The 23,739-nt window shown below is 71.6% G+C and carries 20 protein-coding genes and 1 riboswitch; of the genes, 8 read left to right on the forward strand and 12 right to left on the reverse strand.

All coding sequences use genetic code 11. The features are described from left to right. Nucleotides 1-4: 4 nt before the first annotated feature. A complete protein-coding gene (gene pcrA / locus CRP49_RS08515; RefSeq protein ID WP_097252859.1) occupies nucleotides 5-2,494 on the reverse strand; it encodes a DNA helicase PcrA in 2,490 nt (829 codons plus the stop codon). A 263-nt stretch (nucleotides 2,495-2,757) separates the two neighbouring features. After that, a riboswitch (cyclic di-AMP (ydaO/yuaA leader) is annotated at nucleotides 2,758-2,926 on the forward strand. Between the two features lie 8 nt (nucleotides 2,927-2,934). On the opposite strand from pcrA, the gene CRP49_RS08520 reads away from it, so the two are divergent. Together CRP49_RS08520 and CRP49_RS08525 are read left to right on the forward strand one after the other, a co-directional pair. Then, nucleotides 2,935-4,086: a C40 family peptidase gene (locus tag CRP49_RS08520; RefSeq protein WP_097252860.1), complete on the forward strand. Its 1,152-nt coding sequence runs from the start codon at nucleotides 2,935-2,937 to the stop codon at nucleotides 4,084-4,086. Between the two features lie 127 nt (nucleotides 4,087-4,213). Further along, a complete protein-coding gene (locus CRP49_RS08525; RefSeq protein ID WP_097252861.1) occupies nucleotides 4,214-5,182 on the forward strand; it encodes a tellurite resistance/C4-dicarboxylate transporter family protein in 969 nt (322 codons plus the stop codon). A gap of 3 nt (nucleotides 5,183-5,185) precedes the next feature. Here CRP49_RS08525 and CRP49_RS08530 read toward each other — a convergent pair whose 3' ends face one another. Next, nucleotides 5,186-5,539: a hypothetical protein gene (locus CRP49_RS08530; protein ID WP_097252862.1), complete on the reverse strand. Its 354-nt coding sequence runs from the start codon at nucleotides 5,537-5,539 to the stop codon at nucleotides 5,186-5,188. A 417-nt stretch (nucleotides 5,540-5,956) separates the two neighbouring features. On the opposite strand from CRP49_RS08530, the gene CRP49_RS08535 reads away from it, so the two are divergent. Next, the gene (locus CRP49_RS08535; protein ID WP_179851551.1) at nucleotides 5,957-7,021 is read left to right on the forward strand and encodes a C40 family peptidase; all 1,065 of its coding nucleotides are present in this window, start codon (nucleotides 5,957-5,959) and stop codon (nucleotides 7,019-7,021) included. Between the two features lie 20 nt (nucleotides 7,022-7,041). Here the strand turns inward: CRP49_RS08535 and CRP49_RS08540 are convergent, their stop codons facing one another. Together CRP49_RS08540 and CRP49_RS08545 are read right to left on the reverse strand one after the other, a co-directional pair. Beyond that, entirely contained in the window at nucleotides 7,042-7,773 is a 732-nt protein-coding gene (locus tag CRP49_RS08540) for a response regulator transcription factor (protein WP_097252864.1), read from the reverse strand. Further along, nucleotides 7,770-9,062, reverse strand: a complete 1,293-nt coding sequence (locus CRP49_RS08545) for an ATP-binding protein (RefSeq protein ID WP_097257257.1) — start codon at nucleotides 9,060-9,062, stop codon at nucleotides 7,770-7,772. The genes CRP49_RS08540 and CRP49_RS08545 overlap by 4 nt, the downstream gene beginning before the upstream one ends. A gap of 207 nt (nucleotides 9,063-9,269) precedes the next feature. Here CRP49_RS08545 and CRP49_RS08550 point away from each other — a divergent pair, with 207 nt between their 5' ends. Next, nucleotides 9,270-10,724 (forward strand): PspC domain-containing protein, encoded by a 1,455-nt coding sequence (locus tag CRP49_RS08550; protein WP_097252865.1) that lies wholly within the window; start codon nucleotides 9,270-9,272, stop codon nucleotides 10,722-10,724. Further along, the gene (locus CRP49_RS08555) at nucleotides 10,711-10,920 is read left to right on the forward strand and encodes a hypothetical protein (RefSeq protein ID WP_097252866.1); all 210 of its coding nucleotides are present in this window, start codon (nucleotides 10,711-10,713) and stop codon (nucleotides 10,918-10,920) included. Before CRP49_RS08550 ends, CRP49_RS08555 begins: the two co-directional genes overlap by 14 nt. Before the next feature lie 44 nt (nucleotides 10,921-10,964). Here the strand turns inward: CRP49_RS08555 and CRP49_RS08560 are convergent, their stop codons facing one another. After that, nucleotides 10,965-11,495: a TQO small subunit DoxD gene (locus tag CRP49_RS08560; protein ID WP_097252867.1), complete on the reverse strand. Its 531-nt coding sequence runs from the start codon at nucleotides 11,493-11,495 to the stop codon at nucleotides 10,965-10,967. Between the two features lie 155 nt (nucleotides 11,496-11,650). After that, the gene (locus CRP49_RS08565) at nucleotides 11,651-12,937 is read right to left on the reverse strand and encodes a hypothetical protein (protein WP_097252868.1); all 1,287 of its coding nucleotides are present in this window, start codon (nucleotides 12,935-12,937) and stop codon (nucleotides 11,651-11,653) included. A 190-nt stretch (nucleotides 12,938-13,127) separates the two neighbouring features. Here CRP49_RS08565 and CRP49_RS08570 point away from each other — a divergent pair, with 190 nt between their 5' ends. After that, complete coding sequence (locus tag CRP49_RS08570) at nucleotides 13,128-14,042, forward strand: DUF4429 domain-containing protein (RefSeq protein ID WP_097252869.1); 915 nt, start codon at nucleotides 13,128-13,130, stop codon at nucleotides 14,040-14,042. Here the strand turns inward: CRP49_RS08570 and CRP49_RS08575 are convergent. Continuing rightward, the gene (locus CRP49_RS08575) at nucleotides 14,035-14,829 is read right to left on the reverse strand and encodes a class II aldolase/adducin family protein (protein WP_097252870.1); all 795 of its coding nucleotides are present in this window, start codon (nucleotides 14,827-14,829) and stop codon (nucleotides 14,035-14,037) included. The genes CRP49_RS08570 and CRP49_RS08575 overlap by 8 nt on opposite strands. Nucleotides 14,830-14,984: 155 nt before the next feature. On the opposite strand from CRP49_RS08575, the gene CRP49_RS08580 reads away from it, so the two are divergent. After that, a complete protein-coding gene (locus tag CRP49_RS08580) occupies nucleotides 14,985-15,446 on the forward strand; it encodes a pyridoxamine 5'-phosphate oxidase family protein (protein ID WP_097252871.1) in 462 nt (153 codons plus the stop codon). A 3-nt stretch (nucleotides 15,447-15,449) separates the two neighbouring features. Here CRP49_RS08580 and guaA read toward each other — a convergent pair whose 3' ends face one another. Further along, nucleotides 15,450-17,030: a glutamine-hydrolyzing GMP synthase gene (gene guaA, locus CRP49_RS08585; protein ID WP_097252872.1), complete on the reverse strand. Its 1,581-nt coding sequence runs from the start codon at nucleotides 17,028-17,030 to the stop codon at nucleotides 15,450-15,452. 284 nt (nucleotides 17,031-17,314) lie between these two features. On the opposite strand from guaA, the gene CRP49_RS08590 reads away from it, so the two are divergent. Then, nucleotides 17,315-17,572 carry a chorismate mutase gene (locus CRP49_RS08590; RefSeq protein ID WP_097252873.1) on the forward strand — a complete coding sequence of 86 codons (258 nt, stop codon included), beginning with the start codon at nucleotides 17,315-17,317 and terminating at the stop codon, nucleotides 17,570-17,572. 681 nt (nucleotides 17,573-18,253) lie between these two features. On the opposite strand, the gene CRP49_RS08595 is transcribed toward CRP49_RS08590, so the two are convergent. The 4 genes from CRP49_RS08595 to CRP49_RS08610 all read right to left on the reverse strand — a co-directional run bounded on the left by CRP49_RS08595 (nucleotide 18,254) and on the right by CRP49_RS08610 (nucleotide 23,699). Next, nucleotides 18,254-20,059 carry a GMC family oxidoreductase N-terminal domain-containing protein gene (locus tag CRP49_RS08595; RefSeq protein ID WP_097252874.1) on the reverse strand — a complete coding sequence of 602 codons (1,806 nt, stop codon included), beginning with the start codon at nucleotides 20,057-20,059 and terminating at the stop codon, nucleotides 18,254-18,256. 28 nt (nucleotides 20,060-20,087) lie between these two features. Then, complete coding sequence (locus CRP49_RS08600) at nucleotides 20,088-21,701, reverse strand: succinic semialdehyde dehydrogenase (protein ID WP_097252875.1); 1,614 nt, start codon at nucleotides 21,699-21,701, stop codon at nucleotides 20,088-20,090. A gap of 126 nt (nucleotides 21,702-21,827) precedes the next feature. Continuing rightward, nucleotides 21,828-22,751: a serine/threonine-protein kinase gene (locus CRP49_RS08605; protein WP_097252876.1), complete on the reverse strand. Its 924-nt coding sequence runs from the start codon at nucleotides 22,749-22,751 to the stop codon at nucleotides 21,828-21,830. A 45-nt stretch (nucleotides 22,752-22,796) separates the two neighbouring features. Next, entirely contained in the window at nucleotides 22,797-23,699 is a 903-nt protein-coding gene (locus tag CRP49_RS08610) for an MBL fold metallo-hydrolase (protein WP_097252877.1), read from the reverse strand. Nucleotides 23,700-23,739: the final 40 nt, after the last annotated feature.

The following is a 23,739-nucleotide window of genomic DNA, read 5'->3' on the forward strand; positions in this document are numbered from 1 at the left end:
CCGGCTACAGCTTCTCCACCGGCGCGTACCGCAGCAGCAGCCGCTTCGGCTTCCCGTCCCCGAAGTCGATCGTCGCCTGGGCCTTGTCCTCCACGCCCGACACCGCGACGACCGTGCCGAGCCCGAACTGGTCGTGGGTGACCCGGTCGCCGACGGCCAGGGATGCCACCGGCTTCTCGGAGGCCCGCCGGGTGGCGAACCCGGACGCACCCGCCGCCGACGAGCGGGAGCGGGACGAGGAGAGCGAGGCCGCGATCCCGGAGGCCGGCCCGGAGGACACCGGCGCGGCAGCCCCCTTCCGCTTCCACTCCACATGGGCGGCCGGGATCTCCTCCAGGAAGCGGGAGGGCGGGTTGTACGACGGCTGGCCCCAGGCGCTGCGCAGCGACGACCGCGTGAGGTAGAGCCGCTCCCGCGCGCGTGTGATGCCGACGTACGCCAGGCGCCGCTCCTCCTCCAGCTCCTTGGCCTGGCCGAGGGCGCGCATGTGCGGGAAGACGCCGTCCTCCATTCCGGTCAGGAACACGACCGGGAACTCCAGGCCCTTGGCGGTGTGCAGGGTCATCAGAGTGATGACGCCGGAGCCTGCCTCGTCCTCGTCGGGGATCTGGTCGGAGTCGGCGACCAGCGCGACCTGCTCCAGGAAGTCGGCGAGTGTGCCGGCCTCGCCTTCGGCGCGTTCCTGCTCGAACTCCAGGGCCACGGCCGCGAGTTCCTGGAGGTTCTCGATGCGGGTCTCGTCCTGCGGGTCGGTCGAGGCCTGCAACTCGGCCAGGTACCCGGTGCGTTCGAGTATGGCCTCCAGGACCGTGGCCGGTCCGGCGCCGGACTCGACGATCGTGCGGAGGTCCTCCATCAGCACGTTGAACCGCTTGACGGCGTTCGTCGACCGCGCGGCCATGCCGTATGCCTCGTCCACGCGCTTCAGCGCCTGCGGGAAGCTGATCTTCTCGCGCTGGGAGAGCGCGTCGATCATCGCCTCGGCGCGCTCGCCGATGCCCCGCTTGGGGACGTTGAGGATGCGGCGCAGCGGCACCGAGTCCTCGGGGTTGGCGAGGACACGCAGGTAGGCCAGGACGTCCCTGACCTCCTTGCGCTCGTAGAAGCGGACGCCGCCGACGACCTTGTAGGGCAGGCCGACGCGGATGAAGACCTCTTCGAAGACACGGGACTGCGCGTTGGTGCGGTAGAAGACGGCGACGTCCCCGGCCTTCGCCTCGCCCGCGTCGGTGAGGCGGTCTATCTCGTCGGCGACGAACTGGGCCTCGTCGTGCTCGGTGTCGGCGACGTAGCCGGTGATCCGGGCGCCCTGACCGGCGTTGGTCCACAGGTTCTTCGGGCGGCGGGACTCGTTGCGCTCGATGACCGCGTTGGCGGCGGACAGGATCGTCTGCGTGGAGCGGTAGTTCTGCTCCAGCAGGATCGTCGTCGCGTTCGGGTAGTCCTCCTCGAACTGGAGGATGTTGCGGATGGTCGCGCCGCGGAAGGCGTAGATCGACTGGTCCGCGTCACCCACGACGCACAGTTCGGCGGGCGGGAGGTCGGCCTCGCCGGGCGGTACGTCGGATTCGTCGGCGCGTGCGCCGGTGCCGACCAGCTCGCGCACCAGGGCGTACTGGGCGTGGTTGGTGTCCTGGTACTCGTCGACCAGGACGTGCCGGAAGCGGCGGCGGTAGTGCTCGGCGACGTCCGGGAAGGCGCGCAGCAGGTTGACCGTCGTCATGATCAGGTCGTCGAAGTCGAGCGCGTTGGCCTCGCGCAGCCGCGACTGGTAGAGCGCGTAGGCCTGGGCGAGGGTCTTCTCGAAGCCGTCGGTGGCCTGGGCGGCGAAGTCCTCCTCGTCGATCAGCTCGTTCTTGAGGTTGCTGATCTTGGCGCTGAAGGACTTGGGCGGGAAGCGCTTGGGGTCGAGGTCCAGGTCGCGGCAGACCAGGGCCATCAGGCGCTTGCTGTCGGCGGCGTCGTAGATGGAGAAGCTCGATGTGAAGCCGAGCCTCTTCGACTCGCGGCGCAGGATCCGTACGCACGCGCTGTGGAAGGTCATGACCCACATCGCGTTCGCGCGCGGGCCGACGAGCTGCTCGACGCGCTCCTTCATCTCGCCCGCGGCCTTGTTGGTGAAGGTGATCGCGAGGATCTGGCCCGGGTGCACATGCCGCTCGGCGAGCAGGTGGGCGATGCGGTGGGTGAGCACGCGGGTCTTGCCGGAGCCGGCGCCGGCGACGATGAGCAGTGGGGAGCCGGCGTGGGCGACCGCGGCGCGCTGGTTGTCGTTCAGCCCCTCCAGGAGCGCGGCCGCGTCGAGCGCCGGGCGCGGGGCGCCGTCGCGGTAGTACGCGTCCCGGTCCGGCGGCGCGTCGAACTTCCCGCCGAACAGATCGTCCGGAAGCGGCTCCGGAGCGTGATCGTCCTCGGGCGGCGGCGGGGGCTCCTCCTCGTGCCCGCGAGGGGTCTGGAGGTCCGCCAGGAAGCTGTCGTCAAAGAGGCTGCTCATCGCTCTCCGAGTCTAGGGTGCCGCACCGACAACCGGTCGCCGTCCCGGAAACCATGGCCGGTTTCCGGGAGGGGCGGACGTGCGCGGCCCGGACGCCAACAGCCCCTCACGCAGCGGAATCACCCCGTGACACGGGAGCGGTCCCACCCCCAGGTCACGAAAATGTATCGGACATATAGTGCACCAACCTTCACACGAGTCACACCAGTTGGCTAGGTTGCCGGTCGGGCCGCACGCCCCCTTCCGGCGAACGTCGCCGAGCCGCGCGGCCTCCGCCGAGTCCGGCGCGCCCCTGCACGGCGCCCGGAGCCGGGGACCCACCGAACCTTGGGGTGAATCGGCACACGTCCCGCCCGGGACGAGAGCCGTAGGGCAAACCTTCCGACCGCCCGAACCCGACAGCTAACCCGGTAGGCGGCACATGGAAGGAGTCGCCTCCCTTGGCGTCGCACCGCAAGCCGCGCCCCGCGGGCACACGTGGAGCAGGTCTCCGCACCCCCGTCCTCGCCACCGCCGCCCTCACCTCCGTGGCCGTGCTGTCCCAGACGGCCGACGCCGCTCCCCCGGCCGATGGGAAGCCGAGCCTGGAGGAGGTCGAGAAGAAGGTCGACGACCTCTACCGCCAGGCGGAGTCGGCGACCGAGAAGTACAACGCCGCCAAGGAGCAGACCGGCAAGCAGCGCAACCACATCGACTCCCTGCGCGAGGAGGTCGCCCGGCGGACCGCGCGGCTGAACAAGGCCCGCGAGGAGCTGGGCTCGTTCGCCGCCGCCCAGTACCGCACCGGGGCCGGCACACCCGACACCGCCACCTTCCTGCTCGCGGACAGTCCCCAGGACTACTTCGACGAGAGCCAGCTGATGAACCGGCTGACCTCGCGGCAGAAGAGCGCCGTCGACGACTACGTCACCGAGCAGGCCGCGACCATGAAGAAGCGGCAGGAGGCCGCCAAGAGCCTCCAGACGCTGTCCGAGTCGCAGAACGAACTGCAGACCGCCAAGGCCACCGTCCAGAAGAAGCTCGCCTCCGCGCGCACACTGCTGTCCCAGCTGACGGCCGAGGAGAAGGCCCGGCTTGCGGCGATCGAGCGGCAGAAGCAGGAGGAGGCCGCGCGGAAGGCCGCGGAGCTGGCGAAGCAGCAGGCGGCAGAGGCGCAGGCCCAGCAGGACAGCGGTTCGTCGTCGGGCGGCTCGTCCGCGTCCGGCGGCTCGTCGACGTCCTCCGGGACGTACGCCACCAAGGCCGAGAAGGCGATCTCCTTCGCGCGCGCCCAGATCGGAAAGCCGTACGTGTGGGGCGCCACCGGACCCGGATCGTACGACTGCTCCGGCCTCACCCAGGCCGCCTGGAAGGCCGCCGGCGTCACGCTCCCGCGCACCACCTACGACCAGGTCGACGTGGGAACCACGGTCTCCCTCGCCGACGCGAAGCCCGGCGACCTGATCTTCTTCTACGACGACATCAGCCACGTCGGCATCTACATAGGCAACGGCATGATGATCCACGCCCCCAAGCCCGGCGCGTACGTCCGCGAGGAGTCGATCTACTACGCCGGCGAATCGATCATCCACAGCGTGGTCCGACCCGCCTGAGCGTCCCGTTCTTCCGGCCTGACCGCCCCCTTTCCGCAGCCCGTTCGTCCCCTTTTCGAGGTTTTCGAGCCCCACGCGCGCGCGTGCCCACCGTGCCGCGCCCGCGCGGCTGCCTAGCATCGGGCGCGTGCCCGGCATCTCAGCTCTGCGTGCGTGGTGGGCGGGGCATCCGCCGGCGGCGGGGGCCGCCGTCATGGCGACCGGCGTCGTGTCGGTGGGCCTGCATCTGACGGGCGACGAGACGGTGTCCCGGGTCTTCCTGTGGCTGGCCTGCGTCGCCTGGCTGGCGCTGGCCGCCGACTTCGTCGTACGGCTTGTGGCACAGCGGGAGCGCTGGATGGCCGAGGCGCGGAGCCCGGGCGCGCTCACCGCGGTCGCCGCCACGGCCGTGCTCGGCACCCGGTTCTCGGCGCTCGGCCGGCAGACCCTGGCCGAGGCAGCGCTGGCACTGGCTGTGGTGCTCTGGCCGCCGCTGCTGTACCTCGTCATGCGGCACTGGAAGCGGCGCCTGCCGGGAGCGGTGTTCCTGTGTTGTGTGGCCACACAGGCGCCGGCAGTGCTGGCGGCCACACTGGCCGCGGTCCAGACGGCGGCATGGCTCGCGCACGCCGCTCTGGTGCTGTTCTGGCTGGGCCTGGTGTTCTACGGCCTCGCCCTGCGGCACTTCGATCCACGGCAGGTCCTCGAGGGGGCCGGGGACCAGTGGATCGCGGGCGGGGCGCTCGCCATCTCGGCGCTGGCCGGGTCGGAGCTGCTCTCCGCCGACAGTGCGCGGCTGTACCTGTGGAACGACGACGACCGGGGCGTGCTGCGGAACGTGACGGTGGCGCTGCTCGTCCTGGATCTGGCCTGGTACGTGGTCCTCCTGGCCGCCGAGGTGGCCCGGCCCCGGCTGCGCTACGACATGCGGCGGTGGGCGACAGTGTTCCCCATGGGGATGACCGGGGCGGCCACGCTGTCGGTCGCGGCCGCCGTGGGCATCGGGTGGCTGAAGGGGCCGGGACGGGCGCTGGTGTGGGTGACGGTGGCGGCGTGGCTCGCGGTCGCGGCCGGCGCGGCCCTCACGGCCCGCGCCGGGATCACCGGACGGCGCTGAGCGTCACGTCCACAGCACGGCGATGAAGATGTTCGCGACGGTCAGCGCGCCGACCAGCCCGAACAGGCTCTTGTCCACCTTCTCCTCGTCGCGCTTCACGTACACCAGCCCGAGGATCACGATCAGCAGGGCCAGCTTCACGCCGATCTTGAAGGTGTTCACGTGGTGGCCGTCGGCCTGGTTGAGACCGACCAGGGCCACACCGGTGACCAGCATGGTGAACGCGCCGTGCAGCATCCCGGGGACGAAGCGGGCCGTGCCCTGGCCCATCGCCTTCATCTGGGTGAGGAAACCGCCGAGCAGCGCGGCGATGCCGATGATGTGCAGGCCGACGAAGAGATGGATGAGTACGTCCATGAGCCCGGAGCCTAATCAGGGGCTCCACAGCCCTCTGTCACCGGGCCCACCCGGAGCATCCGTGGATCTTGCATATATGCGCCCTATAGCACCCCATGACTCCTGTGTGCCCCGCATTCCGCGCATCGGTCACCACGCTGCGTGAAGACGACGTCTCCAGCCCGGCAATGCGGTCACATACGGTCACGCGGCGATCGCTCGAAGCCAGTTCCGTACTCCGCGTTACCAAGCCGTCACACTCGGGTTTAGCGTCCTCCCCCAGGTGACCGGCTCCCCACCGCCGCCCGGGCCAGGGGCGGCAGTCGGCCACCACCGCCGAGAAAGGTCCGGCGACGGCCCGCTTCCCCTGTGCGGGCCGCCGCCGGGCACACCGCTCGCTCGGTCGCAGGAGTCCTACGGAAGGACGTGACGGTCCAGGTGGCAGCGCACCGAAAGCCCCGACAGCGCTCGCTCGGCGGAAACACGGCCCGCACGGCCGCCACCCTCGCTCTGGCGGGCGCGGCCACCGCGACGGCCTTCGACGGGACCGGCAACGCCGAGCCGCAGCTGACACCGACCCAGGTGAAGGCCAAGGTGGACAAGCTGTACCAGGAGGCCGAGGCCGCCACCGAGAAGTACAACGGCGCGAAGGAGCAGGCGGATACGACCCAGCGGCGGCTGAACTCGCTGCGGGACGAGACCGCCCGCAAGCAGGACAAGCTGAACTCGGCCCGGGAGGCGCTGGGTTCGTACGCGGCGGCGCAGTACCGCGAGGGCGGCATCGACCCCGCCTGGCAGCTCGCCCTGTCCAGCGACCCCGACAAGTACCTGGACGGGGCCACGTTCGCCGAGCGGGCCGGCGAGCGGCAGGCCGGGGCGGTGACTCGGGTACGTCAACAGCTGCGGGAGATCGAGCAGTTGCGCGGCGCCGCCCGCATCGAGCTGAAGTCGCTGCGGTCTCGGCAGGCGGAGCTGAAGCGGCAGAAGAAGACCATCACCGGGAAGCTGGCCGAGGCGCGCAGCCTGCTGGCGCGGCTCACTCCGGCGCAGCGGGCGCAGGCCACCGGCGACGGCACCGCGCCGGGGCGCGCCTCACGCTCGGCCTCGGACGCCCGGGCTGACCTGGAGCAGGCGGGCTCCACGGCCGCCCCCGGCTCCCGCGCGGCGGCGGCCGTCGCCTACGCCTACCAGAAGCTCGGCAGCCCCTATGTGTGGGGCGCGACCGGCCCGGACGCCTTCGACTGCTCGGGCCTGGTCCAGGCCGCCTACCGCTCCGCCGGCGTCTCCCTGCCCCGCACCACCTACACCCAGATCAACGCGGGCCGGCGGGTCTCCCGCTCGGAACTCCAGCCCGGCGACCTGGTGTTCTTCTACTCCGGCATCAGCCACGTGGGCATCTACGTCGGCAACGGCCGGATGATCCACGCCCCAAACCCCTCGGCACCGGTCCGTCTGGCCCCCATCGACCAGATGCCGTTCGCGGGGGCCACGCGGGTGGCGTGAGGGCGGCTGCCCGGCAGGGGTCAGACCAGTCGTCGCGCCGTGGCCCAGCGGGTCAGCTCGTGGCGGTTGGACAGCTGGAGCTTGCGCAGGACCGCCGAGACATGGGACTCGACCGTCTTCACCGAGATGAACAGCTGCTTGGCGATCTCCTTGTAGGCGTAGCCCCGGGCGATCAGGCGCAGCACCTCCCGCTCGCGCTGGGTGAGGCGGTCCAGGTCCTCGTCGACCGGCGGGGCGTCGGTGGAGGCGAAGGCGTCCAGGACGAACCCGGCCAGGCGCGGGGAGAAGACGGCGTCGCCCTCCTGGACCCGGAAGATCGAGTCGACCAGGTCGGTGCCGGTGATGGTCTTGGTGACATAGCCGCGGGCGCCGCCGCGGATCACACCGATCACGTCCTCCGCCGCGTCCGACACGGACAGCGCGAGGAAGCGCACCGGCTGCTCGGCGTCCGCCATCAACGCGGCGCACCGGCGCAGCACTTCGACCCCGCCGCCGCCCGGCAGGTGGACGTCGAGGAGCACCACCTCGGGCCGGGTCGCGGTGATGACCGTGACCGCCTGGTCGACGTCCGCCGACTCGCCGACCACCTCCACACCGGTCTCGGCGGTCTGCCCGATCTCGGCCTGCACGCCGGTGCGGAACATGCGGTGGTCGTCGACGAGCACCACGCGCACATGCCGCTTCCCGGCGGGGCCGGACCCGGCCGGCTCCGCCGCTCCCGCCGTACCGTTCGCCTCGGTCGCGTCGCTCATGACGTCTTCTCCGCCCTCTCCATCTCCAGCTCGACCTCCGTGCCGCCGCCCGGCACCGCCCGCAGCCGGGCCGTGCCGCCGTGGCGCTCCATGCGGCCGATGATCGATTCTCTAACGCCCATGCGGTCGGCGGGTATCGAGTCGAGGTCGAAGCCCGGGCCGCGGTCGCGGACGGACACGAAGACCGTCCTTCCCTCGACTTCGGCATAGACCTGTACGGCACCGCCCTCGCCACCGTACTTGGCGGCGTTGACCATCGCCTCGCGCGCGGCCTGCATCTGTGCGCCGGTCCTCTCGTCCAGCGGGCAGTCGCCGACCACGACCACCTCTATGGGCACGCCGTGCTTGTCCTCTACCTCGGCCGCGTTGCGCCGCACCGCCTCGGCGACCGTGTCCGGCTCGTCGGCCTCGTCCTTGCCGGTGCCCTCCGGCTTGTACAGCCAGGTGCGCAGGTCCCGCTCCTGGGCGCGGGCCAGGCGACGGACCTCGCCGGCGTTGTCGGCGTTGCGCTGGATCAGGGTGAGGGTGTGCAGCACGGAGTCGTGGACGTGGGCCGCGACCTCGGCGCGCTCCTGGGCGCGGATGCGCATCAGGCGTTCCTCGGACAGGTCCTGGGTCATGCGGACCAGATAGGGGCCGGCCAGCAGCGTGATACCGACGAGGACGACGAGCGCGGCCTGGAGCACCGCGCCGAGATGGGCGGCCGAGCCCTGCATGACGAAGACGGCGGAGACGCCGGCGGTGACCAGCAGGACGCCGGCACCCGCGCGCAGCAGGGTGAGGGTGCGGCGGCGGCTGCCGACCTCGACCCAGCGGGCGCGGCGGGCGTTGTCCGCCTGGCGCCAGACGAGGGCGACACCGGCCGCGACCAGGACGGAGGGCAGCAGATACGCCTTGGCCGCGCTGGTCAGGTTGATGCTGCCCAGGAAGACCATGGACACGATGACCATGAGGAGCAGGGCGACGATCTGGCCCTTGTCCGGCTTGCGGGCCAGCAGTCTGCGGCGGCCGTCCGGTGCGGTCGCGGTGCCCACCAGCGGCTGCGGCTTCTGGTCGCCGACGCCGCCCACGCCGAGCGGCACGAAGAACCAGAACGCGGCGTACAGCAGCGCGCCGAGTCCGTTCGCCATGAACAGGCCGACGAAGGCGAGCCGGACCCAGATCACGGGCAGCCCGAGGTGCCCCGCGAGGCCCCGCGCCACTCCGCCGAGCCAGCGGCCGTCGCTGCTGCGGTAGAGCTTGCGCGGCGGCCGCGGGTCGTCGAGGGGCGAGGCTGCGGCTTCCGGCATGCCATCGATGGTCACATGGCCGCGGGTGCGGGGCATCAGGGTCCACCCCCTAGACTCCCCTGATCTTCGAGCCGGCCGTTCGAAACGGCCCCGACCGGCCCCGACCGGGCATCGAACGCCTCCCCGCCGCGTCTCAGGGCCGATCTCAGGGTTCGCCCAGGGTCATCCCGACTGCCGTGGCGGTGGCCGGGCCGTCACCATGGACGCATGACGGATCACGAGCACGCCGCGACGGGTCCGGGACCCGGCCCCGGCCCGAGCCCGGCCCCGGGCAACGGACCGACGGATGCCGCGCCCGCCGCGACGGGACAGACGGGAACGGCAGGAGAGAGGGAGGGGACAGGAGCGACGCGGGAGCAGGAGACCACCGGGGAGCAGGGGATCACCGACGGTGTCCTCCGGTTCCGGCGCGACCGCCGGCACAAGATGATCGCCGGGGTGTGTGCCGGGCTCGGGCGGAAGACGGACATGGACCCGGTGATCTTCCGGATCACCCTGGCCGTGCTGGCCGCGACCGGCGGCATCGGCCTCATCTTCTACGGCTTCGCCTGGCTGCTGGTGCCGTACGAGGAGGAAGAGGAGAACGAGGTCCGCAAGCTGCTGACGGGCCGGGTCGACGGCCAGGCGCTGGCCGCCGTGCTGTTCGCCCTGGTCGGCTGCGGGATCTTCCTGACCATGCTGAAGAACGGCGGGGTGCTGACCTTCGCCGTGGTCCTCTCCCTCCTGCTGGCCGGCGCCGGGTACTGGTCGCGGCGGCGTGGTGCCGCCGACCCCGACCCGCTCGCCGCGCAGGCCGCCGCCGACGCCCCGCCGGAGGCCCAGGCGCCGCCGGTCGTCACCACCTACCCGTCCTGGTGGCGGGACCCGATCGTCAAGGACGGCACCCATGTCGGCGGCACCGGCTATCTGTGGGGCCCCGGGGACGCCCGCGACCGGGACCTCGTCCCGTCCGTGGACGTCGGCATCGCCACCCCCTGGACCCACCACGGCTCGACCCACCCGCCGCGCACCGTGCCCGAGAGACCACGCGGCCCGCGCTGGACCGGCGGCTGGATATTCCTGCTCGCCCTGCTGGCCGGGGGCCTGGGCACGGGGCTGACCTGGGACACGCACCCGCTGGGCACCAGCCTGCAGGCCGGCCTGGCCTGTGCGCTCGTGGTCTTCGGCCTGGGCATCACGCTCAGCGCCTTCCTGGGGCGGACGGGGGCCGGGTCGGTGTTCCTGGCGATCGTCACGGCGGCGCTGCTCGCGGGGGCCACGGCCCTGCCCAAGGACATCACGACCCACTGGAAAGAAACGTCCTGGAAGCCGGCCGCGACGGCGGACGTGCGGTCGGCGTACGACCTCGGCACCGGCGTCGGCACCCTGGACCTGACCCGCGTGCACCCGGCGAAGGGGCAGACGGTGGCCACGGACGCCGAGGTGGGAGCGGGGCAGCTGAAGGTGATCGTGCCGGCGGACGCGACCGTGAAGCTGAGCATCGACGTGGGGGTGGGCGACATCCGGTTGCCCGGCCAGAACAGCAAGGACGTGGACGTGGAGCCCGGCAGACACAAGGACGTGACACTGTCGCCGGTCAAGGGCGGCAAGGGCGCCGGGACGCTGCGGCTCGGTCTGCGGGTGGGTGTCGGAGAGGTGGAGGTCAGCCGTGCTGCGTCATGAGTTCCAGCCCGGGAAGCTGGTCGCCGGTCTCTTCCTCACCGCCGCAGGCGCCGTCTACGCCGGTGACGCGGCCGGCCTGTGGAACATCCCCTGGTTCGCGGCCATGCCGCTGGTGACGGGCGGCCTCTGCCTGGCCGGTGTCACGGCGGCCGTGACCCGGGGCATACGCAGACGGCGCGGCACCGAGAGCGGCTAGGAGGTGTCTCCCGGGTCATGCCGGCGACGCGGGCCTGGCACGCCTTAGCGGTAGCCGCCCGTGCGTTGCCGTCGGCGGCTGCGCCAGACCGCGTCCAAGGAGAGGTAGGGCGCTCCGGCGAGGACGAGGGGCAGCCAGGCCATCAGGTAGGCGAGGTCGTTGCCGTAGTAGTAGGGCGACGTGGCCCAGCTGACGGTCAGCCACAGGCTGAGCGAGATCAGCGCGCCGCCGAGGGCGGCCAGCCGGCCCAGCAGGCCGAGCAGGGTGCCGATACCGACGGCCAGCTCGCCGAAGGCGATGCCGTAGCCGAAGCCGACCGGGTTCTTCAGGGCCATGTCGATCAGGGCGGGGATGGCGGCGGAGTCGCGGGCGGCGCGCATCGTGTCGCCGACCGAGCCGGCGCCGCCGGACTTCAGGAAGGCGCTGTCGGTGAGTTTGTCCAGGCCGGCGTAGATGAAGGTGACGCCGAGGAAGATACGGAGCGGAAGGAGGGCATAGCGGGTGGCGGTGTCCCGCCAGTCGCCGCCGCGGTTCAGGTAGGACGTATCTGTGTCCGTCCGCATGCCGTGAGTCATCGCTGTTAGCCGCCTCTCACCCGCCGGGCCGACCCCTCACTCGACGATACGTACGACAAACGGGTCCGGTTCAATCCTCTCCCGGACGTTTTTCCGGATTTCGGGTCCGCGTGCGGGGGAGGGGCGGGAGAGCGGACGGCGGCTCGGAGTCCGGCTCAGTCCGTCACCTGGACTATGCACCGGTTGGTCGCCACCCCCGCCGCGGTGACCACCTGCACCTCCACCGAGCCGGGCTCCACCTCGGCCGGTACCGGGACGGTCAGGACGGTGTCCGTGGGGTTGCGGAAGCCGCCGCTGACGGGGACCAGCGGGACGTGGACGTCGACCGCGCCGATGCGCACGACCATCCGGGAGAGGCGGTCGGCGCCCTGGGCGCCGGGCGGGACGAAGCCGGTGCCGCGGATCTCGATGTCGTCGCCGGTGCGGATCGGTCCGTCCAGGTCGCCGGGCTCACGGGCACGGACGACGGAGAGGATCACCGGACGGCCGCCCTCGGCGTACTTGCCGGCCAGGTAGGTCGCGGCCGAGATCAGCACCACGACCGCGAGGCCCCAGGGCAGGTCGGGCAGCTGGTCGGGGCGGCGGGCCAGCCGTACCGCGGCGAACGACAGGGCGACGGCGCTGATGACGACGTACTGGATGTCGGCGAAGGCGCCCCGGCCGGAGTCGTCGGTCAACAGGTCGGCGGCGCGCGGCCGGTGGGCCGGTACCTTCTGCAGCCGCAGACCGAGGATGCGCAGGCCGACCACCCGCCGGACCAGCACGGCGATGCCGCACACCACGGCGAGGACGGTCACCACGCCCGCCCCGCGCGCGAGGTCGAGGCCGGCGATCAGCGCGTCGCGTTCGGCGTGGTCGGAGGCGGCGGCCAGGCGGCCCGCCAGCAGCAGCACCGCGTAGGCGACGAACAGCACCCAACAGGCGGCCACCGTGCGGGAGGTGGACATCCGGTTGTCCTCGCCGATCACCGGGGCCAGCGCCCCGCCACGCGCCCGGTGGAACCAGGAGGCGGCGGTCAGCGCCGCCGCGACGACGAGCGCGGCGAGCAGTGCGGCGGTCCGCGCGCTGGTCCAGCCCGCGCCGACCGCGGTGAGCGACTCGGCGAGCAGCAGGGCGACGACCCCGCCCCACACCACGCACGCCATGCGCAGCCACAGCCGGGCGAGCCAGGCCTCACCCTCCGCCCGGCCCCGTTCGGCGACGGCCCCCGCCTGCTGGGTCAGCTCCGCGGAGACCCACTGGCGGGAGGCGGAGGCCGAGTGCGCCACGCCCGCTGGCAGGCCCTGCCCGGCCGCGAACTCGTCCCGCGCGCGCAGGAACGCGGCGACCGCCCGCCGGTGTCCCTCACGGGCCCCGTGCGGACAGTCCCCGCAGGTGCAGCCGCCTGCGTGCGCCCCGACGGCACCCGTTGCCGCGCCCTGTCTCGCCTCCTGCACCGCCACGCCCGACGCCCGCCTTCCCCTCGGCCCGAGACACGGCCGACGGGCCCCTCTGTGGGCCGTTCCGCCGCCGTGCAACTCCCCAGTGTCGAGAGCGAATTGTGCCCTACGCAGGGCCGTCGGGGCCCGCCGGTCCGGGTCCCGACGGGTGAAGTTCGGGCCGCCGTGTTGACCCGGCTGCGAGAATCTCCCCATGGCCGAGATCATCCAGCGGGACGGCACCTGGGCGTTCGACGGCAGTACGATCCGGATCACCCCCGGGCTCCACCGTTCCGTACCGCTGTTCCGGCAGACGTACGGGGAGATCGCCGTACCGCTGGAAGCGGTGTCCGGCGTCGGCTACGAACCCCAGCGCAAGCGGGGCCGGCTCCGGATGCGGCTGCGCGAGGGCGCCGATCCGCTGCTGCAGGCCACGGGCGGGCGGCTGCCGGAGGCGGCCGACCCCTACCGGCTCACGGTGGACGCGGATCGCGGCGGGGTGGCCGAGTTCGTCGCCGAGGAGATCCGGCACGCGCTGCTGCTCGACCAGGTCCCCAAGGAGCCCACGGCGGCCTATCTGCTGTCGGGGCCGCCGGTGCCGGTCTCGGTGCGCTCCTCCGACGGCACGGTCTCCTTCGACGGCACGCAGGTGCGCATCGACTGGGCCGACACCTCCGACCGGGTCAAGCGCGCGACCGGCCCGCGGATCATCGGCCTCGGCGACCTGGTCCAGGTCGAGTGGCTGCCCAACTCCGGCTACGAGGACGGCTTCCTCAGGTTCGTGACCCGGGAGACGGCGTTCTCCAAGCTGCCGCCCGAGCGGGACCCTTACACCCTCGACCTCTGGGGCAGCGTCCGGCGCGACCTGCTGACCGCGCTGGTCGCGGCGGCCGTCACCGCGCGGCTGCCGCATCCCTCCACCCGCACCGGCGGCGCGCCCACGGACCGGGGCCGGCCGCCGGCCGCCGTGCCGGCGCAGGCCGACCACCACCACGACGTACTGCTGCGCCGGCTGCGGGAGCTGGGCGAGCTGCACCGCGACGGGGTGCTCACGGACGAGGAGTTCGCGCGGACGAAGGCCGCCGTCCTGCGGGGCTTCCAGCCGCCGTCCTGCGGGGCTCCTAGCTGAGCAGGTCCGGTTCGCTGCGGCTGATGTCCTGCCACAGCGGCTGGTAGTTGATCCAGGCCACCAGGTCGCCGCCGAGCTGTTCCCGGGTCGCGACGGCCTGTTTGTGGTCGATGAGGACCGGCCGGCCGGCCGCTTTCGCCATCAGCTGCACCTGGCACGACCGCTCCAGCGACATGAACCACCAGGCCGCCGCGTCCACCGAGTCCCCGACGGTCAGCAGCCCGTGGTTGCGCATCACGAGGGCCTTGCGGGAGCCGAGGGCGGCGGCGATACGGCGGCCTTCCTCGGCGTCGACGGTGACGCCGGTGTAGGCGTCGTAGAGCGCCACGTCCTCGTAGAAGGCGCAGCTCTCCTGGGTGATCGGGTCGATGAGGTCGCCGAGCGCGGCGACGGCCCGGCCGTGCACGGAGTGGCAGTGGGCGACGGCGACGACGTCGGGGCGGGTGGCGTGGACCTGGGCGTGCACGGTGAACGCGGCCTGGTTGACGTGGTAGCGGCCCTCGACGACCTGTCCGTCCTGGTTGGCGAGGACCAGGTCGCTGACGGTGACGTGCTTGAACGGCATCCCGAACGGGTTGACCCAGAAGCAGTCGCTGAACTCGGGGTCGCGCGCGGTGATGTGCCCCGACACTCCGTCCTCGAATCCGGCGCGCCCGAAGATCCGCAGGGCGCCCGCCAGCCGCTCCTTGCGGTGCCGGCGTTCGTCCTCGACCGAGTCGTGCATCGGCGGCATGGCGAACTGCAGCTGGTCGGTGGGCAGCGGCAGGGGCGGGGTGGGCCCGTGCATAGGTCCTCCAGCGTGGGAATTGCTGTACGGGCCGGAAGTTACCGCCGGTCAGTGCAAAAGGGCAGAGCTGTTTTGTAAAGATGACGTACGCAGCGAATACACGACAGAGGATGTCCGGTTTACCGGTGAGGCTGGCGCGTATGGATCTGGCACGTATGAACTGGGCAGCCTTCACCACCGCGGCACCCGAACTGGCACCGCTCTCCGAGGAGCGTTTCGGCGCCCACCGGCACCACGTCCTGGCGACCCTGCGCCGGGACGGGTCCCCCCGCACGTCCGGCCTGGAGGTCCGTTTCCTGGGCGGAGAGCTGTGGCTCGGCATGATGCCGAACTCCCTGAAGGCCCTCGACCTGCTGCGCGATCCGCGCTTCGCGCTCCAGGCGAATCCGGGCGCCGACATGGGCAGCGGGGACGTGCGGATCAGCGGCCGGGCGTTCGAGGTCGAGGACGGCGCGGCCAGGGCGGCATACGTCGAAGAGGTGGAACCGCCGCAGCCGTTCCACCTCTTCCGCACCGAGCTGACGGAGGTCGTGCGGACCTACATCGAGGACGAGACGTACCTGGTCGCCCAGGTCTGGAAGCCCGGAGAGCCGGTGCGCACTCTCAGGCGACGGTAGGGACTACTCCCACTCGATGGTGCCCGGCGGCTTCGAGGTCACGTCGAGGACGACCCGGTTGACGTCCCGGACCTCGTTGGTGATCCGGGTCGAGATGCGGGCGAGAACGTCGTACGGCAGTCGCGACCAGTCGGCGGTCATGGCGTCCTCGGAGGAGACCGGACGCAGGACGATCGGGTGGCCGTAGGTGCGGCCGTCGCCCTGGACGCCGACCGAGCGGACGTCCGCGAGCAGGACCACCGGGCACTGCCAGATGTCCCGGTCGAGGCCGGCCGCGGTCAGCTCCTCGCGGGCGATCGCGTCGGCTTCGCGGAGCAGGTCCAGACGCTCCTTCGTCACCTCGCCGACGATGCGGATGCCGAGACCCGGGCCCGGGAACGGCTGGCGCTGGACGATCTCCTCCGGCAGGCCCAGCTCCTGGCCGACCATCCGGACCTCGTCCTTGAACAGCTTGCGCAGCGGCTCGATGAGCTGGAACTCGAGGTCCTCGGGGAGGCCGCCGACGTTGTGGTGCGACTTGATGTTCGCCGTGCCGGTGCCGCCGCCGGACTCCACGACGTCCGGGTACAGGGTGCCCTGGACCAGGAACTCGACCGCCGGGCCCGCGTCGGCGATGATCTCGGCCTGCGCCTGCTCGAAGACGCGGATGAACTCGCGGCCGATGATCTTCCGCTTCTCCTCGGGCTCGCTGACGCCCTTGAGCGCGGTCAGGAAGCGCTCCTCGGCGTCCACGACGACCAGCTTGACGCCGGTCGCGGCCACGAAGTCCTTCTCGACCTGCTCGGTCTCGCCCTTGCGCATCAGGCCGTGGTCGACGTACACGCAGGTCAGCTGGTCGCCGATGGCCCGCGCGACGAGGGCGGCGGCGACGGCGGAGTCCACGCCGCCGGACAGACCGCAGATCGCGCGCTTGTCGCCGACCTGCTCGCGGATCGCGGCGACCTGCTCCTCGATCACGTTGCCCGTGGTCCAGGACGGGGTCAGGCCCGCGCCGCGGTACAGGAAGTGCTCCAGCACCTGCTGGCCGTGCGTGGAGTGCATGACCTCGGGGTGGTACTGGACGCCGTAGAGCTTCTTCTCGTCGTTCTCGAAGGCGGCGACCGGGACGACGTCCGTGGACGCGGTGACGGTGAAGCCCTCGGGGGCGGCGGAGCAGGCGTCGCCGTGCGACATCCACACGTGCTGCTCGGCCGGGGTGCCCTCGAAGAGGGTGGAGGACGTCCGGGAGACGTGCAGGTCGGTACGGCCGTACTCACGGGAGCCGGTGTTGTCGACGGTGCCGCCGAGGACCTGCGCCATCAGCTGGAAGCCGTAGCACATGCCGAAGACGGGGACGCCGGCCTCGAACAGCTCGCGGCCGAGGCGGGGGGCGCCCTCCTCGTACACGGACGAGGGGCCGCCGGAGAGGATGATCGCCGCGGGGTCCTTGGCGAGCATCTCCTGGACCGGCATGGTGCTCGGCACGATCTCGCTGTAGACCCGCGCCTCGCGGACGCGACGGGCGATGAGCTGGGCGTACTGCGCGCCGAAGTCGACGACCAGGACGGTGTCGGGGGTGGCGGCAGACTGAGTCGCTGGTGACACGGGGTGCCTTCTGGTGGTCGGGCGGGGGTCTGTGCTTCCGATTCTAACGGGGTGGGCATGGAGGCCCGACCGGCACAGGCGTGGCCCGTGGCATACTGACCCCGTGCTCACGCAGACGACCTTCCTCTTTACCTATGGCACCCGGCCCGCCGGCTGCCATGGTCGTGCTGCTTGAGCAAACCGCCAAGCGACTTCCCAGGCGCCCCGGGCCGACAAGGCCCGGGGCGCCTGTCGTTTTCCGGGTTCTGTCGTTCCGGGGCCTCCACCTCACCAGGAGCCCCGACATGACCACCGTCACCGCGGAACAGACCATCACCGACGCCCGTGAGCGCATCGACGCGCTCGACGACCGCATCATCGGGCTCATCCAGGAGCGGATGGCCGTGTCCACCGTCGTCCAGGAGACCCGGATCGCCTCCGGCGGCCGGCGGGTGAACCTCTCCCGCGAGATGGAGATCCTCGGCCGCTACCGCGAGACCCTCGGCAAGCCGGGCACCGCCCTCGCGATGACCCTGCTGGAGCTGTGCCGGGGTCGCATCTGAGTTCGGTCCCGCTCTCACCCGTACGGTGCGTGACCGGCCCGCGGACCGCTTCGTTGATCCCGATGTCCGTGCCAGCCAGGGGCGGGCCCGACAGAACCACGCGTGGCTCGCTGGAGCGATGAGGCGTACGGGTCGTGCCGTGCGCCGTGGGACCTCGCTCCAGGGAAGTGACCGGACGGCAGGGGACAGCAGCCCGGTCACCCAAGAGAACGGTCGGCTCCGGGGACGCCCGGGGCCGACCGGCGGAAAATTGCAAAAATGCACCAGTGCCGGGTCAAACGGTTGCGGATGCCTCGCTCATCCAGCACGATGCGTAGAAAGCCCCAAGTCCCCTCGCAGACAACGGCATTGTCCTACCCGGCTTGTCCGCCGGAGGTCGAGACCACATCACACAACAGGCGGCGCAACCCCCCGGCGCCGCCTCCAGGCACCGGCTCTGCCCTGACGTCGGTGCTGACGAATGAAGGGCCCCGCGGACCCAGTCCCCCGGGGCCCTTCATCATGCCCATCACGCGTGACTCACGTCACATATAAATCGCGTGAAGCGACGCAACCGTTCAGGCCCCTCGCTGATCAAACCTGCTGCCGGATCAAGAAGACGGTAAGAAGCGAGGGACCTGCGTTCGGAGGGGGATGCAGGTCCCTCGGCACTTCTTCGCTACGACTGCTTCTCCGGTCCGGCTACTTCTTCGGCGGCACCGCCGGGATCCCCAGGAACGGCAGCTTCAGCGCGCCGAAGGCGTCCGCCGGGACCGCCGGCTGCCGGGGCTCCACCGGCTTCAGGCGTTCGTACGCCGCTCCCGGCGCCGGACGCGGATCCTCCTCACCCTTGTTCGGCCAGTACGACATGGCCCGCTCGGCCTGCGCGGTGATCGTCAGCGACGGGTTCACGCCCAGGTTCGCGGAGACCGCGGCGCCGTCCACGACCGAGATGCCGGGGTGGCCGTAGAGCCGGTGGTACGGGTCGATCACGCCGGTCTCCGCGGGGTCGCCGATGGGGCAGCCGCCCAGGAAGTGGGCGGTCAGCGGGGTGCCCATCAGCTCGCCGACGTTGCTGCCCGCGAAGCCGTTGATCTCGGCGGCGAGGGCCGAGGCGGCCTCCGAGGCGGCCTTGATCTGCTTGGGGTTCGGTGCGCCGTGGCCCTGCCGGGCGGTGAGCAGGCCCTTGCCGACGCCGCCGGGCTTCAGGTACGTCGTCAGCGAGTTGTCCAGGGACTGCATCACCAGGCCGATGATGGTCCGCTCCGACCAGCGCCGGTTGGACAGGGAGCGGGCGACCAGCAGGGGGTGGCGGGCCGCGTTCGCCAGCCAGGCCAGGGCGCGCGAGGAGCCCTCGGCGTAGGGGACCTGGAGGATCGACAGGCCGCCCATCGAGTTGGAGCCCTTGCCGTAGCGGACGGGCTCGATGTGGGTGTTCTCGTCGGGGTGGACGGAGGACGTGATGGCGACACCGCGCGTGAAGTCGGCCTTCGGTTCGCCGGTGGCCTTGCGGTAGCGGCGGTTGTCCGTCTGCGCGCCGACCAGCGCCTCGGAGTTGGTGCGGGTCAGATCGCCGAGGCGGGCGGAGAGGTGGGGCAGCTGGCCGCCGGCCTTCATGCGGTGCAGCAGGGTCTGGGTGCCGTACGTACCAGCCGCGATCACGACCCTCCGCGCGGTGAGGATCCGCCCCTTGGCCTTCTTCTTGTCGTCCGTCGGCAGCGTCGCCACCGCGTAACCGCCCCGCGAGTCGTCCGTGACGGACACGACCGTCGTCATGGGGTGCACCACCGCGCCCGCCTTCTCGGCGAGGTACAGGTAGTTCTCGTTCAGGGTGTTCTTCGCGCCGTGCCGGCAGCCGGTCATGCACTCACCGCACTCGGTACAGGCCTTGCGGGACGGGCCGGCCCCGCCGAAGTACGGGTCGGCCACCTGCCCGCCCGGCTGCGCCTTCGCCGTCCCGTCGGCGTCCTTGCCGTCGCCGAAGAACACGCCGACCGGCGCGAGGTGGAAGGTGTCGCCGACGCCCATCCGCTGTGCCGCCGCCTTCAGGTGCACGTCGGAGGGGGTCATGGTGGGGTTGAGCCGGACGCCGAGCATGCGCTGCGCCTGGTCGTAGTACGGCTTCAGCTCCTCCTGCCAGTCGGTGATGTCCTTCCACTGCGGGTCGTCGAAGAAGGCCTTCGGCGGTACGTAGAGGGTGTTGGCGTAGTTGAGCGAGCCGCCGCCGACGCCTGCGCCGGCCAGCACCATGACGTTGCCCAGCAGGTGGATGCGCTGGATGCCGTACATGCCGAGCTTGGGGGCCCAGAGGTAGTTCTTCAGGTCCCAGGAGTTCTTCGGGAGCGTGTCGCGGGCGAAGCGGCGGCCGGCTTCCAGGACGCCTACCTTGTATCCCTTCTCGGTGAGGCGCAGGGCGGACACCGAGCCGCCGAACCCCGAACCGATCACGATGACGTCGTAGTCGTACCCGTCCTCGTCCCGGGTCTGGACAGACTTCTCCTGCGACACGTGCTCTCCTCGTTGAGAACGGGGTTGTCTAGCGGAAACGGAATGCCTTCATCAGCTTGAGACTGCGGCTCATGAAGGCGGCGTACTTCTCGTCGTCCATGCCCAGCGACGGCGCCATCGGCAGCAGCCGCTGCTCGGCCACCGTCTGGGCCTCCGTGTACTTGAGGATGCCCTCGGAGCCGTGGCGGCGGCCGAGGCCGGAGTCCTTCATGCCGCCCATCGGGGACTGGACGCTGCCGTAGGCGGGCGCGTAGCCCTCGTTGACGTTGACGGTGCCGGTGCGCAGCCGGGAGGCGATGTCCTGGCCGCGGCGGGCGCTCCTGGTCCACACGGACGCGTTCAGGCCGTACGGCGTGGAGTTGGCGCGCTCGACCGCCTCGTCGTCGGTCTTGAAGCGGTAGATGGAGACGACGGGACCGAAGGTCTCCTCCTCGCACACGGCCATGGAGTCCTCGACGTCGTCGAGGATGGTCGGCTCGAAGAAGTACGGGCCGATGTCCGGGCGGGCCACACCGCCCGCGACCACCTTGGCGCCCTTGGCGACGGCCTCCTCCACATGGTGCTCGACGGTCTTCAGCTGCCGTTCCCCGACCAGCGAGCCCATGTCGGCACCGTAGGCGAGGGAGTTGCCGAGCCGCATGGCCCTGGTGCGGGCGGCGAAGCGATCGAGGAAAGCGTCGGCGACCGACTCGTGGACGTACAACCGCTCGATGGAGATGCAGAGTTGCCCGGCCGAGGAGAAGCAGGCGCGTACGGCACCGGCGGCCGCCTTCTCGATGTCGGCGTCGTCGAGCACCAGCATGGCGTTCTTGCCGCCGAGTTCGAGGGAGACGCCGACCAGGCGGGCGGCGGCGCCCTGGGCGACCTCGCGGCCGGTGCGGGTGGAGCCGGTGAAGGAGACGTAGTCGGCGTGCCGGACGACCTCCGGGCCGACGACCGGGCCCTCGCCGAGCACGACCTGGAAGACGTTGGCGGGCAGTCCGGCCTCGATGAGCAGGTCACGGGCCCACAGGGCGGTGAGGCAGGTCTCGGTGTCGGGCTTCATCACGACCGCGTTGCCCGCTACGAAGGCGGGCAGCGCGTCGCCGACCGACAGCTCCAGGGGGTAGTTCCAGGGGGCGATCTGGCCGACGACCCCGCGCGGGTGGCGGAGTTCGGTGACCTTCGTCAGGGTCGGCATCGCGCCGGCGTGCCGCTTGGGCCGCAGGTAGGCGGGGGCCTTGCGGCCGTAGTGACGGGCGGCCACCGCGACGGCCTGGACCTCCTCGTGGGCGTGCAGGCGGGCCTTGCCGGTCTCCAGCTGGATCAGGTCGAGGACCTCCGCCTGCCGTTCCAGCACCAGGTCGTGGAAGCGGAGCAGCACGGCGGCCCGCTGCCGCACCGGTGTCCTCTCCCACACCGCCTGTGCGGCGCGGGCGGCCTGGAAGGCCTTGAGCACGTCCTCGGGCGTGGACTCGGGCAGGTCGGCCAGCTTCTCGCCGGTGAACGGGGTGTGGTTGGCGGTACGGCCGGAGCCGGCCACGCCCTTGGTCAGCTGGGCCACCAGCTCCGGGGTGACCACGTCGGCGGCGGTGCGGGCGCCTTCGGGGGCGGGCGCGAGGGGGTTGGTACCGGTGATGTCCGGGGCCTGCGAGTCCGTCATGAGGCGCAGGGTATGCCGCGGTGGAGGCTTTGGGTACCCGTCGGTAACGGGGATTCACTGACTGCACACACAACGCCAGTGATCACTGGCAGCGAATGCGCTGATCAGGGCGTTGTCGGATGACGATCACTCGGCTCCGGGTTTTTTCGCGAGGAGGAGACCGAGGGCGGCGAGGGGGGTACGGCGACGGGGGTCGGGGGTGGGGACAGGGGTGGGGGCCGGAGCGGGAGCGAGAGGCGCAGGCCGGGGTTCCGGCTCGGGCTCGGGCTCGGGTGTCGTCTCCCCCACCGGTGCCCCGGACGCCACAGGCACCACACCCCCACACACCTCCAGCACCGCCGCCACCGCCTCCGCCCCCGGTCGCGCCTCCGGCTCCGGCGCGTGCAGCCGGGTCAGCAGCGGGCCGAGCGGGCCGGCGTCCCCGCCCTCGACGGCCGTGGCGAGCAGCGACCCGAGGGACCACAGGTCGGAGGCGGGGCCGGCACCGCGTCCCGACGCCCGCTCCGGCGCGACGAACTCGGCGGGGGCTTCCGCGACATGCCCGTCCCCGATGCCGAAGTCGGTGACGACGACCCGTCCGGTGCCGGACTCGATCAGGACGTTGGCAGGCTTGATGTCCCGGTGCACGATCCCGACGGCGTGCGCCGCCCGGAGCGCCCCGAGGACGGCGAGCCCGACCCGGGCGGCCTCGGCGGGCTCAAGAGGCCCGCGCCGGAAGGCCTCCCGCAGCGACTCGCCCTGGACCAACTCCATGACGATCCAGGGGAGTCCGTCCTCGGTGACGACGTCGTACAGAGTGACGGCCGAGGGGTGCCGTACCCGGGCGGCGGCCCGCGCCTCCGTGCAGAGGCGGTGTGCGAGCCGCCGGCTCTCCTCGTCGTCCGCCGGATCCCCGGGCAGGACGGGCTCCTTGACGGCGACGTCCCGCTGCTCCTGCTCGTCGCGCGCCCGCCAGACGGTCCCGGACGGTCCGGCGCCGAGGCGCTCCAGGAGCCGGTAGCGCCCACCGATCAACTGTTCGTCGGGCGAGCGTTCGCCGTCTCCAGTCATGTCACATGAGTACCGTGCGCACCATGCCCTTGTCGAAGCGGGCGGTCAGGCGGCCCATCGGTGCAGGGTGAACCTCCCGTGCTCCTTGCGCACTTCGACCGCGCCACCGCCGCCGAAGTGCGCGGGAACGACCAAGGACCGTTCGTCGGCAGCGCGTTCGAGCACCCGGATCCGGGTCGCGGCCGCCTGCCGGGGGTCGAGGCAGAAGCAGCTGCTGCACTCGGGGTTCAGGATCTGCACGGGGCTGTGCAGCAGGTCGCCGACGAACACGGCCCGCTCGCCGCGCGAGGCGAGGCGCAGCACGGAGGATCCCGGGGTGTGACCGGGGGCGGCCTCCAGGACGAGATGCTCGTCGATGCGGTACTCGCCGTCCCACACCACGGCCTGCCCGGCCCGGTGCACGGGCGCGACGCTGTCCTCGTAGACGAGCCGGTCGTCCACGCGCACGCCGCCCGCGTAGCCGCCCTCGGGCCCGAAGTGGTGGTCGTCGGCGGCCGGCAGGAGGTACCGGGCGCCGGGGAAGGACGGTACCCACACACCGTCGGCGTCGCGGGTGTTCCAGCCGACATGGTCGCCGTGCAGATGCGTGTTGACGACGACGTCGACGTCCTGCGGACGGATCCCGGCCCGCTCCAGGCGGTCCAGGAAGTCCCCCTGCCGTTGGTGGAAGAGCGGATTGCCGGGACGCTCGCGGCCGTTGCCGACACCGGTGTCGACCAGCACCGTGCGCCCGCCGGAGCGCACCACCCAGGTCTGGAGCGCCACCACGGCACGGTCGCCACCGGGCTCCCGGTGGTCGGGGACGAGTTCCTCCTCGTGGGCGCTCCACACCTCGGGGCCGCAGTCCGGGACGAGGGCTCCGACGGGCACGTACGGCCCCCGCCACTCGACGATACGGAGCACCTCGACGTCGCCGACCCTGAAGCTCTGCACATTGTCATCAGCCATACCGATGACCCTAGGAGTCAGGATTGAACGTCCCAATGCT

Origin of the sequence: Streptomyces sp. Ag109_G2-15 (genome assembly GCF_900215565.1) — a bacterium.
Lineage (GTDB): Bacteria > Actinomycetota > Actinomycetes > Streptomycetales > Streptomycetaceae > Streptomyces > Streptomyces diastatochromogenes.

Bases quoted from the DNA above. Each gene is read 5' to 3' on its own strand.
- CRP49_RS08590 (WP_097252873.1), top strand. From the start codon at position 17,315: ATGACCACCGTCACCGCGGAACAGACCATCACCGACGCCCGTGAGCGC.
- pcrA (WP_097252859.1), bottom strand. From the start codon at position 2,494: ATGAGCAGCCTCTTTGACGACAGCTTCCTGGCGGACCTCCAGACCCCT.
- CRP49_RS08530 (WP_097252862.1), bottom strand. From the start codon at position 5,539: ATGGACGTACTCATCCATCTCTTCGTCGGCCTGCACATCATCGGCATC.
- CRP49_RS08575 (WP_097252870.1), bottom strand. From the start codon at position 14,829: ATGCACGGGCCCACCCCGCCCCTGCCGCTGCCCACCGACCAGCTGCAG.
- CRP49_RS08610 (WP_097252877.1), bottom strand. From the start codon at position 23,699: ATGGCTGATGACAATGTGCAGAGCTTCAGGGTCGGCGACGTCGAGGTG.
- CRP49_RS08600 (WP_097252875.1), bottom strand. From the start codon at position 21,701: ATGACGGACTCGCAGGCCCCGGACATCACCGGTACCAACCCCCTCGCG.
- CRP49_RS08545 (WP_097257257.1), bottom strand. From the start codon at position 9,062: ATGCCGGAAGCCGCAGCCTCGCCCCTCGACGACCCGCGGCCGCCGCGC.
- CRP49_RS08550 (WP_097252865.1), top strand. From the start codon at position 9,270: ATGACGGATCACGAGCACGCCGCGACGGGTCCGGGACCCGGCCCCGGC.
- CRP49_RS08580 (WP_097252871.1), top strand. From the start codon at position 14,985: ATGAACTGGGCAGCCTTCACCACCGCGGCACCCGAACTGGCACCGCTC.
- CRP49_RS08560 (WP_097252867.1), bottom strand. From the start codon at position 11,495: ATGACTCACGGCATGCGGACGGACACAGATACGTCCTACCTGAACCGC.
- CRP49_RS08570 (WP_097252869.1), top strand. From the start codon at position 13,128: ATGGCCGAGATCATCCAGCGGGACGGCACCTGGGCGTTCGACGGCAGT.
- CRP49_RS08605 (WP_097252876.1), bottom strand. From the start codon at position 22,751: ATGACTGGAGACGGCGAACGCTCGCCCGACGAACAGTTGATCGGTGGG.
- CRP49_RS08540 (WP_097252864.1), bottom strand. From the start codon at position 7,773: ATGAGCGACGCGACCGAGGCGAACGGTACGGCGGGAGCGGCGGAGCCG.